The organism is Micromonospora sp. NPDC051543, assembly GCF_044454415.1.
Lineage (GTDB): Bacteria > Actinomycetota > Actinomycetes > Mycobacteriales > Micromonosporaceae > Micromonospora.
Map to the genome: position 1 here is coordinate 172,977 of NZ_JBITDT010000003.1, position 17,868 is coordinate 190,844.

17 protein-coding genes, 1 pseudogene and 1 riboswitch are annotated in these 17,868 nt (G+C 73.0%); of the genes and pseudogenes, 14 read left to right on the forward strand and 4 right to left on the reverse strand.

The window, feature by feature from the left end; all coding sequences use genetic code 11:
• The first annotated feature begins 80 nt into the window (after nucleotides 1-80).
• A complete protein-coding gene (locus ACIA3K_RS06535; protein ID WP_396799531.1) occupies nucleotides 81-809 on the forward strand; it encodes a tyrosine-protein phosphatase in 729 nt (242 codons plus the stop codon).
• Between the two features lie 49 nt (nucleotides 810-858).
• On the forward strand, nucleotides 859-1,968 hold the full coding sequence (locus tag ACIA3K_RS06540) for a serine hydrolase domain-containing protein (RefSeq protein WP_396799532.1): 1,110 nt from the start codon (nucleotides 859-861) through the stop codon (nucleotides 1,966-1,968).
• 10 nt (nucleotides 1,969-1,978) lie between these two features.
• Here the strand turns inward: ACIA3K_RS06540 and ACIA3K_RS06545 are convergent, their stop codons facing one another.
• A complete protein-coding gene (locus ACIA3K_RS06545; RefSeq protein WP_396799533.1) occupies nucleotides 1,979-3,223 on the reverse strand; it encodes a lycopene cyclase family protein in 1,245 nt (414 codons plus the stop codon).
• Nucleotides 3,224-3,526: 303 nt separating this feature from the next.
• Here ACIA3K_RS06545 and ACIA3K_RS06550 point away from each other — a divergent pair, with 303 nt between their 5' ends.
• The 4 genes from ACIA3K_RS06550 (at nucleotide 3,527) to ACIA3K_RS06565 (ending at nucleotide 6,504) form a co-directional block, all read left to right on the forward strand.
• The gene (locus ACIA3K_RS06550) at nucleotides 3,527-4,021 is read left to right on the forward strand and encodes a hypothetical protein (RefSeq protein ID WP_396799534.1); all 495 of its coding nucleotides are present in this window, start codon (nucleotides 3,527-3,529) and stop codon (nucleotides 4,019-4,021) included.
• A gap of 88 nt (nucleotides 4,022-4,109) precedes the next feature.
• A complete protein-coding gene (locus ACIA3K_RS06555) occupies nucleotides 4,110-4,721 on the forward strand; it encodes a class F sortase (protein ID WP_396799535.1) in 612 nt (203 codons plus the stop codon).
• 105 nt (nucleotides 4,722-4,826) lie between these two features.
• Nucleotides 4,827-5,933: a magnesium and cobalt transport protein CorA gene (locus tag ACIA3K_RS06560; RefSeq protein ID WP_396799536.1), complete on the forward strand. Its 1,107-nt coding sequence runs from the start codon at nucleotides 4,827-4,829 to the stop codon at nucleotides 5,931-5,933.
• Nucleotides 5,934-6,084: 151 nt separating this feature from the next.
• The gene (locus ACIA3K_RS06565; protein ID WP_396799537.1) at nucleotides 6,085-6,504 is read left to right on the forward strand and encodes a YchJ family protein; all 420 of its coding nucleotides are present in this window, start codon (nucleotides 6,085-6,087) and stop codon (nucleotides 6,502-6,504) included.
• Between the two features lie 88 nt (nucleotides 6,505-6,592).
• Here ACIA3K_RS06565 and ACIA3K_RS06570 read toward each other — a convergent pair whose 3' ends face one another.
• Together ACIA3K_RS06570 and ACIA3K_RS06575 are read right to left on the reverse strand one after the other, a co-directional pair.
• Nucleotides 6,593-7,852 carry an MFS transporter gene (locus tag ACIA3K_RS06570; protein WP_396799538.1) on the reverse strand — a complete coding sequence of 420 codons (1,260 nt, stop codon included), beginning with the start codon at nucleotides 7,850-7,852 and terminating at the stop codon, nucleotides 6,593-6,595.
• Between the two features lie 743 nt (nucleotides 7,853-8,595).
• A pseudogene (locus tag ACIA3K_RS06575) lies at nucleotides 8,596-9,420 on the reverse strand (hypothetical protein); the annotation flags it as partial.
• A 173-nt stretch (nucleotides 9,421-9,593) separates the two neighbouring features.
• Between ACIA3K_RS06575 and ACIA3K_RS06580 the strand changes: the two are divergent.
• From ACIA3K_RS06580 to ACIA3K_RS06610, 7 genes are all read left to right on the forward strand, one after another.
• Nucleotides 9,594-10,724 carry a peptidoglycan-binding protein gene (locus ACIA3K_RS06580; RefSeq protein WP_396799539.1) on the forward strand — a complete coding sequence of 377 codons (1,131 nt, stop codon included), beginning with the start codon at nucleotides 9,594-9,596 and terminating at the stop codon, nucleotides 10,722-10,724.
• A 130-nt stretch (nucleotides 10,725-10,854) separates the two neighbouring features.
• A complete protein-coding gene (locus tag ACIA3K_RS06585) occupies nucleotides 10,855-11,268 on the forward strand; it encodes a VOC family protein (protein WP_396799540.1) in 414 nt (137 codons plus the stop codon).
• 60 nt (nucleotides 11,269-11,328) lie between these two features.
• The gene (locus tag ACIA3K_RS06590) at nucleotides 11,329-12,903 is read left to right on the forward strand and encodes a glutamate synthase-related protein (RefSeq protein ID WP_396799541.1); all 1,575 of its coding nucleotides are present in this window, start codon (nucleotides 11,329-11,331) and stop codon (nucleotides 12,901-12,903) included.
• 254 nt (nucleotides 12,904-13,157) lie between these two features.
• Entirely contained in the window at nucleotides 13,158-13,799 is a 642-nt protein-coding gene (locus ACIA3K_RS06595) for a GNAT family N-acetyltransferase (protein ID WP_396799542.1), read from the forward strand.
• 90 nt (nucleotides 13,800-13,889) lie between these two features.
• The gene (locus ACIA3K_RS06600) at nucleotides 13,890-14,327 is read left to right on the forward strand and encodes a VOC family protein (protein WP_396799775.1); all 438 of its coding nucleotides are present in this window, start codon (nucleotides 13,890-13,892) and stop codon (nucleotides 14,325-14,327) included.
• Nucleotides 14,328-14,384: 57 nt separating this feature from the next.
• Complete coding sequence (gene dinB / locus ACIA3K_RS06605; protein ID WP_396799543.1) at nucleotides 14,385-15,572, forward strand: DNA polymerase IV; 1,188 nt, start codon at nucleotides 14,385-14,387, stop codon at nucleotides 15,570-15,572.
• 92 nt (nucleotides 15,573-15,664) lie between these two features.
• The gene (locus tag ACIA3K_RS06610; RefSeq protein ID WP_396799544.1) at nucleotides 15,665-16,021 is read left to right on the forward strand and encodes a hypothetical protein; all 357 of its coding nucleotides are present in this window, start codon (nucleotides 15,665-15,667) and stop codon (nucleotides 16,019-16,021) included.
• Nucleotides 16,022-16,096: 75 nt separating this feature from the next.
• Here ACIA3K_RS06610 and ACIA3K_RS06615 read toward each other — a convergent pair whose 3' ends face one another.
• Nucleotides 16,097-16,813, reverse strand: coding sequence for a transglycosylase family protein (locus tag ACIA3K_RS06615; RefSeq protein WP_396799545.1), 717 nt, complete (start codon nucleotides 16,811-16,813; stop codon nucleotides 16,097-16,099).
• Nucleotides 16,813-16,983, reverse strand: a riboswitch (cyclic di-AMP (ydaO/yuaA leader). It overlaps the preceding gene by 1 nt.
• A 268-nt stretch (nucleotides 16,984-17,251) precedes the next feature.
• Between ACIA3K_RS06615 and ACIA3K_RS06620 the strand changes: the two genes are divergently transcribed.
• Nucleotides 17,252-17,740, forward strand: a complete 489-nt coding sequence (locus tag ACIA3K_RS06620; protein WP_396799546.1) for a peptidoglycan-binding protein — start codon at nucleotides 17,252-17,254, stop codon at nucleotides 17,738-17,740.
• Nucleotides 17,741-17,868: the final 128 nt, after the last annotated feature.

Below are 17,868 nucleotides of genomic sequence, written 5' to 3' on the forward strand. Positions count from 1 at the left end.
AGGCAACCTACCGGGCGGCGACCCCGCGCCGGCCGTTCGGGGGCCGCCACGCCGGGACCGGAGGCACTAGGGTCTGCCGGATGGAGCGGCATGTCGCGTTCGACCGTCTGCACAACTTCCGCGACCTCGGGGGTTACCGCACCGAGGACGGGCGCACGGTTCGCTGGCGGTTGCTCTACCGTTCGGACTCGCTCGGCAAGCTGGCGGGCGCCGACCTGGACCGGTTCGACGCCCTCGGTGTGGGCACGGTGATCGACCTGCGGTATCCGTGGGAGATCGCCGCGCGGGGTCGAGCGCCCCAGATCGACGGCCTGGCCTGGCACAACCTGAGTATCGAGCACCGCCCCTACGACCAGGCCACGATCGACCCGCAGCTCGACCCGTGGCGCTACCTCGCCGATCGGTACGGCGAGGTCGCCGAGGACGGGGTCGCCGAGCTGCGCCAGGCGTTGCAGGTGGTCGCCGCCGCCGAGGCGCCCCTGGTCTTCCACTGCGCGTCCGGCAAGGACCGCACCGGTCTGCTGGCCGCGCTGCTGCTCGCCCTGCTGGGCGTCGACGAGGAACAGATCGTCGCCGACTTTGCGCGCACCGAGCTGGCCACCGAACGCCTCATCGCCGACTGGCAGGCCCTCAACCCGGACCGTGAGCTGCTCTGGCCCGGGTACGGACGTGCTCCCGAGGCCGTCATCCGGCACTTCCTGGCCGACCTGACCGCCGCGTACGGGTCGGTGGTCGGCTACGCCACCGACCGGCTCGGCGTCGACGAGGCGTTGACCGCCCGGCTCCGTGACCGCCTCCTCACCCGATGAGGGAAAATCGCGCGCACCGGCGCGGTCCGATCTGTCAGAGTCGTTCGCCGTGGACGGAAACTGGGACGGCCTGGGGGCCGACGTACGGCGCACGATCGACGAGCTGATCGCCACCGGGCGCGAATCCGGGGTGCAGGTCGCCGCGTACCTCCACGGGTCGCCGATCCTGGACGTGCACGCCGGGAGCGCCGACCGGGCCACCGGCCGCACGCTGACCGCCGACACCCCGATCTGGAGCGTCTCCACCGGTAAGGCCCTCACCGCGACCGTGACGCACGTGCTGGCCGAGCGCGGCGAGCTGGACTACGACCTGCGGATCGTCGACGTGTGGCCGGAGTTCGGCCGGCACGGCAAGGACGGGATCACCCTGCGGCACGCGCTCACCCACACCGCGGGTGTGCCCGCCCTGCCGGTGGACGTGACGCCTGCGGACTTCACCGACTGGGACCGGATGTGCGCGATCGTGGCCGACGCCGAGCCGATCGCCGCGCCCGGCGCGGTCAAGGCGTACCACGCGTGGACGTTCGGCTGGCTGGTCGGTGAGGTGGTCCGCCGGGTGACGGGCCGGCGCGTCTCGGCGGTGCTCGCCGAGGACGTGGCCGGACCGCTCGGCGTCGCGGACGAGCTGTACCTCGCGGTACCGGCCGCCGACCTGGACCGGCTGGCCCGGGTCGAGGACCGCAACCTGTCGGCGCTGTTCGACTTCGCGAGCGCCAACCTGCCGAACTTCGACCGGGTCGCCCCGCCCGGCGTCCGTCCGGGCGCGCAGGTCGGCAGCCGGGCCGACGTCCTCGCCGCCGAGGTGCCGGCCACCGGCACGATGACCGCTCGCGCGGCGGCGCGGATGCTCGCCGCGCTGATCGGCGAGGTGGACGGCGTACGGCTGATCTCGCCGGCCCGGCTCCGGGCCGTGACGACGCCGGACGGGCCGCCCGGCCCGGAGTGGGTGTTCGGGCAGGAGACGACCTGGGGACTCGGGTACGCGGTGGACGACGACGGCTCGTTCGGCGCGGCCGGTAGCGGCGGCAGCCTCGCGTACGCGTACCCCGAGCTGGGGTTGACGGTCGCGGCGACGAAGACCCTGCTGGCGGCCGGCGACGGTGACCCGATGGAGGACCTGCGGGTGCTGATCCGCGACACGGTGTCGGCCCGGCGCTGACCGGGTCGGGTCAGTTCTCCGAGTCGGGAACGGGTCGCTGCGGACCGCCCACCACGGCCGCCGGGATGGCCGGAGCCGGACGGGCGGGCCGAAGGCGGTCGCGGAGGCGTTGCGCGGCGTCACCGGCCGTGGCGGCGATCATCGGCCGGAGCCGCGTCGAGTTCATGATCGCGATCTCCTCGGCCGGGGTGGTGACGCCGTCGAGGAAGCGCAGGACCCGCTCGGCCGGGTTGCGGTCGAAGAGCCGGTCGAAGAAGTCGGGCCCACCCACGCCACCGGAGTCCAGCGCCCGCAGCGCCACCGCGTCCATCCAGCGGTGCCGGGCCGGATAGGCGGGAGCCGGCACCGGCGGCCGGCCGGCGGCGAGCGCGCGGGCCACCTGGTCGGCCTGGCGGTACATGGCGGAGAAGGTGAAGCCGGTGGAGGGGCGGGTCGCGCCACCGGCCGTGCCGAGGCGTACGACGCGCGGGGAGGGCCGGGCCGGGAACGGCGCGTCGGTCATCGGGATCACGCCGTTCTCGACCTCGCGGACCCGCAGCCCGCCCGGGTCGAGCCCGAGCAGGTCGCGGTAGTCGGCCAGCGCCGCGTCGTACCCGGCGTCGGTGAGCAGGTCGGGCGAGAACTCGGTGTACTCGACGAGGGCGTACCGGTCGCTGACCGGGAGCACGTACCCGAAGGAGACACCCCGGGCGGGCTGCGGGGTACGGAAGTCCATGAGCACCGCCCGCCGCGGGTCGAACACCGGCCGGTCGGCCTCCAGCCACCAGCCACGAAAGTGCTGCAACCAGGTCGTCCGGCCGGCGCGGGCCGGTGGCCGGGGGCGGGAGTCGAGCGCCCAGCCGGCCCGGATCGCACGCCCGTCGCCGGTGCGTACGACCACCCCGGTGCCGTCGTCGCGGACCACGTCGGCGGGTGCCGCGATCCGGATCGCGTCCAGCCGGCGCTCGGCCTCGGCAGCCCGGTCGTAGACCGGGCCGGAGCGCAGCATGGCGTACCGCAGGGGGGTCAGGTCCAGGACGCGACGCCGCGCGGGCGTAACCACCTCGACCTGGTGCCAGCTCGCGCTGAGCAGCGGATCGAGGTCGGTGTCGGGGTGGCCCCAGAACGCCCAGGTGCGGTCCTGACCGCGCCGACGGACCGGGTCGACGACGGCGATCCGCAGGCCCCCGACGCCGTGCCGGTCCAGCGCGGCGAGCACCAACGAGGCAGCGCCCCCGCCGCCCACCAACACAAGATCAACGTCGAGGCGAGTCACGGACACCACGCTGCCACACACCACTGCCAGGGCACCCGTCGCACCGCGATCTTGCAGTTGCGGTGGCGACATACAGGGCATGGCACGCATGTCGGCGACCGAAAGTGCAAGATCGGCGCAATCTCGTCGGCCCGCACCAGGACCCGCCTTCGGGTGGACACGTGACGGCAACGAAGGTTTCTCATTTTCACCTGATCGGGGTCCCAACCCACCTAGTGTTGGGCACACCGGTGCTAGTCACGGAGTTGGCCACCCGAACGACGTCCCACGCAGTCAGCGGACGAAAAGTGAGGGAAGACGCGTATGAAGGTCTCAACAGCACTCTGCTCGGCGGCGCTCGGCGTGGGTCTCGGCACGCTCCTGCTGCCGGGCGCCGCACTGGCCGACACCGTCGTGTCACCGGCCACCACCCCGGTCGGAGGAACCGTCGTGCTCACCGCGACGACCTGCAACCCGAAGTCGGGTGACGTCATCTTCCGGGTCACCGGACCCAACCGCGACGAGAACGTCCGATCCACCACGGCCGCCGCGGGCGGCGGGCTCAGCGCCGAACTGTTCACCGCCGGGTTCACCCTGGGCACGTACACGGTGGCCGCGACCTGCGGCGACGGCAGCTCGGCGGGCAGCGCCACCTTCACCGTCACCCCGATCGGCGGTGCCCCGGCCGGCTCGGGCGGCGACCACCGAGACGGACGCGACGCCGGCGCGCTCGCCGCCGGCGGCACCCTGCTCGGCACGGCCGCCGCGGGCGCGGTGCTGCTGGTACGCCGACGCCGCCCGGTGTCGACCGTCGCCTGACCGGCGACCGCTCCATCCCAAGAGGACGGGTGCCCGTGCCGGTACGACCGGCGCGGGCACCCCGACGAGCCCTTACGGAGGTGCGCACGTGTGGTGGCGGCGAAGCCTGCCGGCGGTGGTCGCCCTCCTCGGCGTCAGCGGGCTGGGACTGATCACGGTCGGCCTCACCGCCGACCCGGAACGGCCACCCGGGCCGTCGTCCGACGCGCCGACCCGCACCCGTCCCGCACCGGACCTGGCCCCACTCCCCCACGCAGCGCCCGTCCGGGTGCGGATCCCCGCCATCGACGTACGCGCCGAGATCGTCCCCGTCGGCGCTGACTCCGCCGGGGTGCTGGAGGTGCCGCCCCTGGACCGGCCGACCCTCGCCGGCTGGTACCGGTACGGGGTGAGCCCCGGCGAGACCGGCAACGCCGTCCTGGTGGGACACGTCGACTCCCCGGCCGGCCCGGCGGTCTTCTTCGACCTCGGACGCCTACGCGCCGGGCAGGAGATCCAGGTGACCCGGGCCGACGCGCGGGTCGCCACATTCACCGTGGACGGCGTCCACGCGTACCCGAAGGACCACTTCCCCAGCGGCCTGGTCTACGGCCCGGCGGACGTCGCCGGGCTACGCCTGATCACCTGCGGCGGCCGGTTCGACGACGCGACCGGCAACTACGTGGACAACATCGTCGTCTTCGCCACCCGTACCGCCTGAGGTGAGCGCCGCACTGTCGGGGGCCGGACGCCGCTGCGCGGAGTCCGGTGGCACCATGCCCTGCGAGCACCGTGGCCGCGACGGTGCGCGGGGAGGGGGCGCGTCGTGGATCAGCGAGCGGTACGGGACCGGGCCGGTCGGGGCGTACGCGCCCTGGCCCGTCGACTGCTCGGCCGCCCCGGCGGCGAGACACCCGCGCCCCGCCGGTCCAACCCGGACGCGGTGGTCGACTGCGCCGTGTACGTCAAGGGTCGCCGGGAGCCGGGCCGGCCGCACTACGACGACGCGTACGCGCACGCCCGGCATGGCCGCGACGCCTTCGTGTGGCTCGGTTTGCACGAGCCGGGGCCGGCGGTGCTCGCCGCGGTGGGGCGTACCTTCGGCCTGGACGAGCTGACCGTCGAGCAGGCGCTCGCCGACGGGCACCGGCCCACGGTGCAGCGACACGGACCGGTCACCCTGCTGGTGCTGCGCACGGCCGGGTACGTCGAGCACGCCGAGCTGACGGACACGTCCGAGGTGATCGACACCGGTGACGTGATGGTGCTGCTCGGTGACCGGTTCGCCGTGACCGTGCGGCACGGCGCGGCCGGGGCGCTGCGCGACGTCCGCGCCGACATCGAACGCCGGCCGACGATGCTCGCCGCGGGTCCCTGGGCGGTGGCGTACGCGGTCTGCGCCCGCATGGTCGACACGTATCTGGAGGTGGCCGGGCACGTGGAGCGCGACCTGGAACGCGTCGAGGAGGCGGTGTTCGCCCGCGACCGGTCGGCCGACATCCAGCACATCTACCAGCTCAAGCGGGAGGTCGTGGAGTTCAAGCGGGCGGTGCTCCCGCTCCAGACGCCTCTGCGGACGCTGCTCGACCCGACCCGCGACGGACCGCCGCGTGCCCTGCACCGCTGGTTCGTGGACGTCGACGGCCGACTGGGTCGGGCCGTGGACCGGGTGGCCGCGTACGACGACCTGCTCACCTCGATCGTCCAGTCCCGCCTGGCGCAGCTCGCCGTCGAGCAGAACAACGACATGCGCAAGATCGCCGCGTGGGCCGCGATCGCCGCCACGCAGACCGGCATCGCCGGCGTCTACGGCATGAACTTCGATCACATGCCCGAGCTGGCCTGGCGTTACGGGTACGCGGGCGCGCTGGCCCTGATGGCGGTGGCCGCGCTCGCCCTGTACCGCCTGTTCCGCCGCTCGGGCTGGCTCTGACCCCTTTCCCGCGATCTTGCACTTTCGGTCGCCGATATGCACCCTTTGCCAGCAATGCGGGGACAGTAAGTGCAAGATCGGCGACGGGTCCGGATCAGGGTCGGCGGCGGCCGGTCGCCGGGGCCAGCCGGTGGTGCGGCAGGATGGCCGGGTGGGCAAAGCGGGACGAGGCCGGCGGGCGAACGCGACGACCGGCAAACTCTGCCCCTGCGGCACCGGCCAGGCGTACGCCGACTGCTGCTCCCCCGCGCACGTCGGCACCGCCCCGGCGTCGACCGCCGAGGCGTTGATGCGCTCACGGTTCAGCGCGTTCGCGCTGGGCGACACCGACTACCTCCTGCGCAGTTGGCACTCCTTGACCCGGCCGGAGCAGCTCGATCTGGACCCGGCTCAGCGGTGGATGCGGCTGGAGATCGTCGAGACCGAACGCGGTGGCCTGCTCGACGCCACCGGCACCGTGACGTTCCACGCCCACTACCGCGCGGCCGGCCAGCCGGGCACGCTCACCGAACGCAGCCGCTTCGCCCGCGAGGAGGGCCGCTGGGTCTACGTCGACGGCGACCAGTCGTAGCGGGACGCCCGAGCGCGTACCAATTGGTCCGCCGACTCGCCCGGGCCGCCGGCATCGCGACCTGGGCGACCGCCGCCGGGCCGCGCCTTCAGCCCGGGCCGCGCACACCGGCCGCGGCGACTCCGCCGCGCACGGCCGCGGGGCGCCGGCGGCGGATCAGCAACGCCAGGCCCACGATGAGGTACGCCCCGGCGGCCACCGCGAACGCGACCGCGTTACCGGCTGCCGTGGCGACCAGCCCGTACCCGGCGTACGTCCCGATGATCAGCACGTCGGTGAGCATCCCGGCCAGCGAGGTGACGGTGGCGCGGCTGCCGCCGGTGATGCGGGCCTGTAGTCGCGCGTCGGCCAGGACGGTGGCCAGTTGCGCGGCCGCGAACGCCACCGCGAGCAGCACGAAACCGGCCGGATGCCGGACGAGTGCGCCCCCGGCCAGCGCGATCGCGACGAGCCCCAGCAGCGCGGCGTAGCCGCGACGGCCGAGCCGTTCGCCCACCGGGGCGAGCAGCCCACCCACGGTCACGCCGGCCCACAGCAGCAGGAGCAGCAGCGGCACCGCCCGCGCGCCAGCGCCGGTGTCCAGGGCCAACAGCGGCGTGTACTCGTCCAGCGCTCCCCAGTCGGCGGCCACCACGGCGACCAGCAGCACGGCGGCTCGCACGGGTGGCCGCGTACGAACCTGCCGCACACCGGCCCGCAGCGTCTCGGTCCAGGTCAGCTCGTCGTCGTGGTCGTCCGGGCCGGACACCACGTCCGGCGGCGGGCGGTGCTCGGGGAACCGGGTGGCGACGGTCGCGGCGAGCAGGCAGGCGAACACGCTGCCCGCGCCGACCGCCGGGTACCCACCGGCCGCGAACACCGGGCCGGCCAGCACCCCCGTGACCACCACGCCCAGGACGCCCGCGGTGCGCGCGCGACCGAGCACGCGGGCGTACCGGTCGCTGGCGTCGAGGCGGGCCAACTCGGTCCAGACCAGCGCCTCCAGCGCGCCGGAGACCAACGCGCCACCGGCGCCCCAGAGCAGGAAACCGACCGCGAAGGCCGGATACGACGGGAACAGCACCCAGAGCGCGTAGCCGGCGGCGGTCACCAGCGGGGCGAGGCACAGCAGTCGCCGGCGCGACACCACGTCGGCCCACGCGCCGGACGGCACCTCGAACAGGATTCCGGCGCCCGACCAGATGACGAACAGCGACGAGATCTGCCCGACCGACAGGCCGGTGTCGGCGAAGAGCACCACGTACAGCGGGTAGAGCAGGACGAGGTCGCTGAGGAACGCGTACCCGTAGAGGGTCGCCGAGAGGCGGCGCACCGCCGGGTCGGGCACGCGCGCGGCGAGATGGTTCATGAGGGCCTTCCCGTGGGAGTGGACGCGGACGCCGGACGTGCGGTGTGCGCGGTGGCCCACGGGTGTGGCCTACGGGACGGGATCAATGTCGCCAGGTCATGTCGGCGATGGTAGACCGGCCGCGCCGACGCCGGCCAGGCGTTTCGACGGGCCGGGCGAGACGGGAGCGGGGCGGAATCCCGGTGGATTCCGCCCCGCTGGCCCGCTCCTGGGCCCGATCCGGCTCAGCGCCGGTCGGGGTCCACCGGCGGGATGACCGTCGTGGTCTCGCTGTCGTCGCCGGTGCGCTGCCCGGGGACCGTACCGCCGCTGATCACCTGGGTCGTGTCGGCGTCCCGGTGGGGACCCACCACCTGCGTCGTGTCGTCCGTGGTCGTCCGGGTCGGGGTGGCGTCGGCAGGCGTCTCCCGGCCGACGACCTGGGTGGTGTCGTCGGTCGACGACCGCTCCTGCGTGGCATCCGGGTCGGTCGGGCGGGTCACCACCTGCGTGGCCTCCGCGTCGGACGGCCGGGTGACCACCTGCGTGACCTCGGGATCGGTCTGACGAGGGGTCACCTGGGCGGCATCCGCGTCGGACGGGCGGCTCACGATCTGCGTGGCGTCGGGGTCGGAGGTGCGGCTCACGATCTGCGTGGCCTCGGGGTCGGAGGTGCGGGTCGCGGCCGACGTGCGGTCCGCGTCGGCACGGGCGGCGGCCGACCGGGCCGTTTCGGCATCGGCACGGGCAGCTTCGGCTCGGGCGTCCGCCGCGCGGGTCTCCTCGGCGCGGGCGGCCTCGGCGCGGGCCTCCTCGGCGCGGGCGGTCTCGGCGCGGGCCTCCTCGACGCGGGCGGCCTCGGCGCGGGCCGACTCGGCCTCGGCGTCGGCGCGGGCGGCGCGGTAGGCGCGGGTGTGCGTGGCGATCAGCTGCGACTCCTGCTCGGCGCGGGTCAGCCACGACTCCCAGCGGCTCTGCATCGGACGGATGAGACCCCCACCGACTCCGACCACGAGGATGCCGCCGACGGTGGCCAGCACGGCGATCAGCACCGGGGTGGTGACCGCGGTGGCCACGCCGATCTGGTTCAACGCGGCGATGACGCCCAGGCCGAGGATGAACACCGAGGCGATGCCCGCCAGGGCCCGGCCGTACGACAGCCCGCCGAGCGCGCCGCCGATGATGTCCTTGACGGCGTTGGCGATGGCCGCGGCGACCACGACGATGACGATCGCGACGAAGGCGCGGGGCAACCACGCGACCACGGCGGTGATGAGGTCGGAGATCGGGTTGGGTCCCCAGATGCCGAAGGCCAGCTGGAGGGTGAGCAGCAGCACCGCGTAGTACGCGAGCTTCGCGACGATGTCGCTGGCGTCGTACCGCGAACGGTTGAGGGCCCGACGGATCCCGCCGCGCTCGACGGCGCGGTCGAAGCCGACCCGTTCGAGGACCTTCTCGACGATCTTCAACACGGCCTTGGCGATCAGCCATCCGGCCACCAGGATCGCCACGAAGGCGACCGCCTTGGGCAGGAAGAGCATCACCGAGCGGAGGGCGTCGCCTACCGCGTCGCTGACGTTGTCACTCATATGGTCATTCCTTAAGGGGCAGCGCGGACAGTCCGCCCCGACCTACCCCCACCAGCGGACACGGAAACGCGATTGGCCCTGGCGCGCGGCCGGGTCTGGCAATATTCTCCGTGGTGCGTGCGGCCACTGGAGCTACTTTTCATCCCCCGCCGTCGGCCGCAGGAGGAGATGTCATGCACGTCGAGCATTCCGAAGTGGACCGCCGGACACTGCTACGCGCCGGTCTCGGCGCGGCCGCGGTCGCCGTCGTCGGGAGCGAACTCGCCTTCTCGGGCGCGGCGCAGGCCGCCCCCGGCACGGACCTGGACTGGATCATCGGCTGCGACGAGTGGGGCGCCCGCCCACCGGCGGACCCACTGTCGGTCAGCGCCATCGCCACCAACAAGATCATCGTGCATCACATGGCGTTCCCGAACGTCACCGACTACTCCCGCGAGCAGGCGGTCAAGCTGGCCCACGACTGCCAGGACCTGCACATGGACGGCAACGGCTGGTCCGACACCGGTCAGCACTTCACGGTGAGCCGGGGCGGCTACGTGCTGGAGGGCCGCCGGGGCAGCCTGGAACGCCTCGAAGCGGGCGACCGCCAGATGATCGCGGCGCACTGCCCGGGTGAGAACGGCCGGGCCATCGGCATCGAGAACGAGGGCACCTACGTCACCGAGACGCCGCCGCAGGCGCTGACCGACTCGCTGGTCAAACTCTGCGTGACGATCTGCCGGCAGTACGGTCTGCACGCGTACGACATCTTCGGCCACTGGGACTTCCGCACGACCGATTGCCCGGGCGCGGCCTTCTACCGGCAGTTCCCCGAGCTGCGGCGGCGCGTGCACGCGGCCCTCGGCACCCCGCTCGGTGACGTGCCGGCCCGTCGCTGGCCCGACCTGTGGCGGTTCGTCAACTCGCCGTCGGTCCGGGTGGTGCAGCACCTGCTGGCCTTCCGGGGCTACGCCGTGACGGTCAGCGGCACGTTCGACGCCGCGACCGTGGCCGCCGTGCAGGACTGGCAGGCCCGCAACGGCATCCCGGTCGACGTGGACGCCACGCTCACCACGGCGACCTGGGAGACGCTGGCGCCCGAGTTGGACCAGCACGCCAGCGGAGCGCCGGTCACCGCGGTGCAGGAGATCCTGGCCAAGAAGGGGTACGCGGTCACCGTCACCGGGGCCTACGACCACGCCACCCGCACGGCGGTGCAGGACCTTCAGGCGCTGCACGGCCTGCCCCGCAACGGCAAGCTCAGCACCAGCACATGGTGCACGATCGTCGGCGGGTCCGTCCGCGAGTCGTTCCGGCACCGCTGAGCCACCGGGTGCGGTGCGGGTCGAACCCGCACCGCACCGGCCCGCCACAAGCGCGAAGGCGGGCGCGCCTCGTTGTCGGCCCTCCGTCGGTCTGCGACGATGGCCGCTGACCAGGACCGAGGAGGGTGCTGTGCAGTCGCGACTCAACCCGTACCTGAATTTCCCCGGCACTGCCCGTCAGGCGCTGGAGTTCTACCACCAGGTGTTCGGTGGCGAGCTGGTGGTGAACACCTTCGGCGAATTCGGTAACCCGGATCCGGAGCTGTCCGACCAGATCATGCACGGTCAACTTGAGTCGCCGAACGGCTTCACGCTGATGGCCTCTGATCTTGCGCCCGGAGTGGCGTACCAACCCGGGACCAACATCACGATCAGTCTCAGCGGCGACAACCATGACGAGTTGACCGGTTACTGGAAGCAGCTCTCCGCGGGCGGCTCGGTGACGGTCCCGTTGGAGCTGCAGATGTGGGGCGCGGAGTTCGGCCAGTGTGTCGACCAGTACGGCATCAGCTGGCTGGTCAACATCTCCCAGCCCGGGTCCTGACCAGCGCATCCGCGCGACCGGCCGGTTTGGCCGACGGCGCGGGCGGAAAGAGTGCTGGGCATGACCTGGGCCCGTCGAGCCGTACCCGCCGTCGCCGCCGCTGTCGCGGCGCTCGCCGCGAGAGACCTGATCCAGCGCGACCACGCGCTGCTGCGCAACTTCCCGGTGCTGGGCCGCGCCCGGTACCTGCTGGAGGCGATCGGGCCGGAGCTGCGGCAGTACATCGTGGCGGGCAACGACGAGGAGCGCCCGTTCACCCGGGACCAGCGCCGCTGGGTGTACGCGTCCGCCAAGCAGGAGAACAACTACTTCGGCTTCGGTACGGACAACGACATCGAGTTCACGCCCGGGTACCCGATCATCAAGCACCGCACGTTCGGCCGGGCAGTGCCACCGTCGTCGCCGACGGCCGGGCACGACGTCCGACTGCCGTGCGCGAAGGTGCTCGGCGCGGCCCGGGGTCGGGCGCGCGCCTTCCGGCCGGGGTCGGTGGTCAACATCTCCGGAATGAGCTTCGGCTCGCTCTCCGGCAATGCCATCACCGCGTTGAACAAGGGCGCTGCCCTCGCCGGGTGTCTGCAGAACACCGGCGAGGGTGGCCTGTCGCCGTACCACCGCAACGGCGGTGAGCTGGTCTTCCAACTCGGTACGGCGTACTTCGGCTGCCGCGACGAACACGGCCGATTCAGCCTCGACCGACTCAAGGACCTCGTGGCCGGCGCTCCCGTACGCGCCTTGGAGATCAAGCTGAGTCAGGGGGCGAAGCCGAGCCTCGGTGGCCTGCTCCCCGGCGCGAAGGTGTCCGCCGAGATCGCGGCCACCCGAGGCATCCCCGCCGGGCAGGACTGCGTGAGCCCGTCGCGGCACGCCGAGTTCTCCGACTGCGACAGCCTGCTGGACTGGGTGGAGCTGCTGGCCGCCGAGACGGGCCTGCCGGTGGGCATCAAGTCGGCGGTCGGCGACCTGAGCTTCTGGCAGGAGCTGGCCGGCCTGATGCGCGACACCGGCCGGGGCGTCGACTTCGTGACGGTCGACGGCGGCGAGGGCGGCACCGGCGCCGCCCCGCTGATCTTCACCGATTCGGTGTCGCTCCCGTTCCAACAGGGCTTCTCCCGGGTCTACAAGGTCTTCGCGGAACACGACCTGCACGAGCAGGTGGTGTTCGTCGGCAGCGGCAAGCTCGGCCTGCCGGACAACGCCGTGGTGGCGTTCGCGCTCGGCTGCGACATGGTCAACGTGGGCCGGGAGGCGATGCTGTCGATCGGCTGCATCCAGGCGCAGAAGTGCCACACCGACAGCTGCCCCACCGGGGTGGCGACACAGAACGCGTGGCTGGCCCGGGGCCTCGACCCGACGCTCAAGTCCGTCCGGGCGGCCAACTACCTGGCGACGTTGCGCCGGGACCTGACCAAGGTCGCCGAGGCCTGCGGTGTGGAACACCCCGGCCTGATCGGCACGGACGCCGTGGAGATCCTGGACGGCCGCACCGGCTCGACCCCACTGCACGAGGTGTACGGGTACCGGCCGCACTGGGGTCTGCCCTCCCCTGCCGACCAGAAGGAGATCATCCGGCTGATGGCCCCGGAGGCGCCCCAGGGCGGCAGCGCCCCGCCGTCACCCACCGCCGTCGGCTGACCCCGCCCAAGGCCCAAGGCCCAAGGCCCAAGGCCCAAGGCCCAAGGCCCAAGGCTCCGAAGGGCGTGATGCCTCTGAGTCATCTTGATGACTCACAGGCATCACGCTTCTCTTGGTGCTTCCGTCCCGACGCCTCTGCGGTGGCCATCCGAGGCCACCCAGGAAGCGGGTCCGCCAGAACCGCCCGCGGCGTCGTCCGGTACCACGCGAATAACTCGTGGAGTCGTGTTCCCGGCCCGGCCTATGGTGGCGCGGTGCTGATCCGACGCGAGACCCCCGCCGATGTCGACGCCATCCGGGCCGTGCACGCCGCAGCCTTTTCCGCCGCCGACCACGGCCCTTCCGACGATCCCGATCACGGGCCGAACGACGCTCCCGGCCACGGGCCGAACCACGGGCCGGAGCACGGGCTCAGCGCGGACACCGCCACCAGGAGCGCCGACGGCGGTCGCGGCGGTCGCCTGCCGGTCGAGGCCACGCTGGTCGACGCGCTGCGGGTCGACGACGGGTGGCTGCCCGCGTACTCCCTGGTGGCGGTCGATACGGACGGCCTGGTGGTGGGTCACGTGGTGGCCACGCGCGCCCGCGTGGCCGACGCGCCGGTGGCGTTGGGCCTCGGGCCGCTCGGCGTGCTGCCCGGCTGGCAGCGGCGCGGGGTCGGCAGCGCCCTGATGCACGCGGTCCTGGGCGCGGCCGACGCCCGAGACGAGGCGCTCGTGGTGCTGCTCGGGCACCCCGGGTACTACCCGCGTTTCGGGTTCCGCCCGGCCGTCGAGCTGGGCGTCACCCCGCCGCAGCCGTGGGGCCCGCAGTACTTCATGGCCCGGCCGCTGACCGCCTGGGACGGATCGATCCGGGGCGAATTCCGCTACGCCCGCCCCTTCGACGACCTGTGACCGGACCGCACCCGCTGTCGCACCGATCCTGTCGGTCCGTCACGAGAGGATGGCGGCATGACCGACCAGACCGGAAACGAGGATGCTGCCATGGCCCGTGAAGTGCAGATTACGTTCGACGCCGCCGATCCGGCCGCTCTGTCGGCGTTCTGGGCCGACACCCTCGGCTACGAGTTGCAGGGCCCGCCCGGGGGCTTCGACTCGTGGGAGGCCGCGTTGGACGCGATGGGCGTGCCTCCCGAGCGCCGCAACGACGCGTCGGCGGTGGTCGACCCCGCGGGTGCCGGGCCACGGCTGTTCTTCCAGCGGGTGCCGGAGGGCAAGCAGGCAAAGAATCGCGTCCACCTCGATGTGCGGGCCGCGCCGGGGCTGACGGGTGACGACCGGATGGCGGCCCTGGAGGCGGAGGCCGACCGGCTCACCGCTCGGGGCGCCACGCGGCTCGCTCGACACGAGCCCGCTCCCCCGCTCGGTGCCGGCCACATCGTCATGGCAGACCCGGAGGGCAACGAGTTCTGCCTCGATTGAGCGCGCGTTCTCCCAGCTCACTGCCGCGACCATCGGCCGTCATGCGAACATGTGTACGTGTCGCACGACGCCCACATCCTGCACGCCGACCTGGACGCCTTCTACGCGTCGGTCGAGCAGCGTGACGACCCGCGCCTGCGCGGGCGGCCGGTGATCGTCGGCGGTGGCGTGGTGCTGGCGGCCAGCTACGAGGCGAAGGCGCGGGGCGTGCGCAGCGCGATGGGCGGTCAGCAGGCACGACGGCTCTGCCCGGACGCGATCGTGGTGCAGCCCCGGATGTCGGCGTACACGCAGGCCAGCCGGGCGGTGTTCGAGATCTTCCGACAGACCACGCCGCTGGTCGAAGGGCTCTCCATCGACGAGGCGTTCCTCGACGTGGGCGGGCTGCGCCGGCTGGTCGGCACACCGACCGACATCGCCCAGCGGCTGCGCCAGGAGGTCCGCGACCGGGTCGGCCTGCCGATCACGGTGGGTGTGGCCCGGACGAAGTTCCTGGCAAAGGTCGCCAGCGGAGTGGCGAAGCCGGACGGGCTGCTGGTTGTCGCCCCCGACGCCGAGACGGCGTTCCTGCACCCACTGCCGGTGGAACGGCTCTGGGGCGTCGGCCCGGTCACCGCCGCGAAGCTGCGGGAACGCCGGATCCGCACGGTCGCGGACGTGGCCCGGCTCGGCGAGGCCGCGCTGGTGTCCCTGCTCGGGGCGGGCGCCGGCCGACACCTGCACGCTCTCGCCCACAACCGGGACCCTCGGGCGGTTCAGGTGGGCCGCCGCCGGGGCTCGATGGGCGCGCAGCACGCGTTGGGGCGTACCCCCCATGCGCCGGCGGAGCTGGACGCCATCCTCGCCGGCCTGGTCGACCGGGTCACCCGGCGGATGCGGGCGGCCGGACGGTCCGGACGGACCGTGGTGCTGCGGCTACGTTTCGGCGACTACACCCGCGCCACCCGCTCGCACACCGTGCGCAAGGCGACCGCGGACACCACGCCACTGCTCGCCGCTGCCCGGACACTGCTGCGGGCCGCCCTGCCGGAGATCGACCGACGCGGTGTCACCCTGCTCGGCGTCTCGGTCGGCAACCTGGACGACAACCCGGTGCAGCCGGAACTGCCGTTCCAGGCCGACACCGGGGCCGACCTGGACGCTGCCGTGGACGCGGTCCGCGACCGCTTCGGCTCGACGGCACTCACCCGGGCGGTGCTGCTCGGCCGCGCTCCCGGGGTCGAGATGCCGCTATTGCCGGACTAGGGCTGCGACCGGAGACACATCGCAGCAGGTCGGCGGTTTAGCCGACCGCGCACAGGTGAAGTCTTGGGAGGAAAGCCTGACGAGGGGGGCCCATGTCCGACGAGACCAGCAACCGACCGAGCCGTAGCGCCGAACGCCCGGACGACGTGACCGACCCGCTGCTCTGGCAGCTCGCGGTCGACGTGCTCGAGGCGCACGAGGCCGACGACGAGGGTCACTGCCGCAACCTCCAGTGCGCCGGCCAGTCCTGGCCGTGTGCGGCGCGTACGACCGCCGAGCAGTCGTTGCGACTGGCCCGCAGCACCCCCGACTCGGTCGAGACGGCCATCGACGGTGGCGGGCGCGGCACCGGCTGGCCGGCCGAGGCCGCCGCGCCGGCGCAGCGCTGGGGCTGGAACGGCGACGTGATGGCCCGCCGCGAGGCGAGGTCGGCCGCCTCGGCGGCGTGACCCGTCCCCCGAGGACAACGCCAGACGAACGAACGCTCGGCCGGTGACCCGGCCGAGCGTTCGTCTGTGGGTACGTCAGAGAGCGAGCCGCTGCCCCGGGAAGATCAGGCCCGGGTCCGCGCCGATCAGCTGACGGTTGCGCTCGTACAGGGCCTGCCAGCCGCCGCTGCGGGGGTGCCGCTCGGCGATCTCCGACAGGGTGTCCCCCGGCGCGACCACGTACGAGTCGCCGCTGGCCGCCGGGGCGGTCCGCTCGTGACCACGGGTAGCCGGCTGGTCGCCGCGGGACGGCCGCTCCTTGCCGGAGGTCGACGTCGACGACTCGGAGGTCGACTTCGTCGGGGACTTGGAGGTCGACTTCGTCGGGGACTTGGAGGTCGACTTCGTCGGGGACTTCGCGGTGGACTTCGTCGAGGTAACGCCCGACGAGCCGCCCTTGCGGCCGCAGGTCGGCCACGCGCCGATGCCCTGCCCGTCGAGCACCTTCTCGGCGATGGCGATCTGCTCGCCACGGCTGGCCAGGTCGGCGCGGGCGGCGTACTTCGTGCCGCCGTAGCCGGCCCAGGTGCCCTGGGAGAACTGCAACCCGCCGTAGTAGCCGTTGCCGGTATTGATCTTCCAGTTGCCACCGGACTCGCACTGGGCGATCGCGTCCCAGTTGACACCGGCCTGGGCCGGGGCCGCCGGGCCGAAGAGGGCGACGGCGCCGGTGACCGCGCCGACCGCCAGGGTACCGACGGCGACGCGGCGGGTGGTGACCCGTCGATGACGGGGGGTGTACGCAGACGTCATGGATCGTTCCTCCACGCCGGCGAGGTGAGCTGTCGGGTTCGGGCCGAGGAGCCCGGCCGCGCGCTGGCGGCTTCACCCCGAGGTGACATGCACCGAGGAACGTTGGGTCCCCCGCTCCTGCCCGGGTTCTGTTTCCGACGACCGGGGGCAGGATTTGGCGTTGCCGGTCGCGGCGTCCACGGTGGTGGACCCGACCGACGGTAGGCACGGTGGGTGACGGTCGCCCAACGCTTGTGAAGTTGTTCACCGGCTCACGCGGGGCGCTGCGGCCAGCGGTTGCGGACGACCCGCACCTGTGCAGTGGCCATCATGGACCGTTTCCGATCAGGGCTCCCTGTCACGGTGAATTGACGTTCGGACAGGAAACCGTAGACCGGCGGTCGCGAGGCTCTGGAGCACACCGGGTCCGTCCCGGAAACGACACCCCAGGAGGAGATCATGCCGCTCCAGCAGCGTCGCAACGGCCGTCGCCGCGCCGCGTTCACCCTCGTAGCCCTACTGGCCGGCACCGGCCTGGCCCTGTCCGCGCCGACCGCCGCACAGGCGTCCAGCCCGTGCACCAGCCTGACCTTCTACCGGGTCGGCGGCTACCCGGGCGGCGCGGACATGCACGTGCCCACCGTCGGCTGGCAGACCGGAAACAAGCACTGCTACCTCACCTACGGCCACTCGGGCTCCGCGGTGCTGGTACTCCAGGAGGCGCTGAACAACTGCTACGCGCGGTCGCTCACCCTCGACGGCAACTACGGTCCGAAGACCCGGGACGCCGTCCGGTACGCCCAGCACAAGATCAATGAGGACATCGTGTACGCGAACATCGCCGAGGACGGCGAGTACGGCCCGCAGACCCGTGCGTACATGGGCTTCGCGATCTTCGGGGTCAACGGCGGCCCGGTCATTCCCAACGTCTGCTACTACCCGGGCTGAACGCCGTACAGCGCCGGGGGGGGGGGGGGGGGGGGGGGGGGGGGGGGGGGGGGGGGGGCCCCCCCCGCGCGGCGGGGGCGGGGGGCGGGCCCGCCGGCGCGGGCGGGGGCGGGTGGCGAGACCGCCAG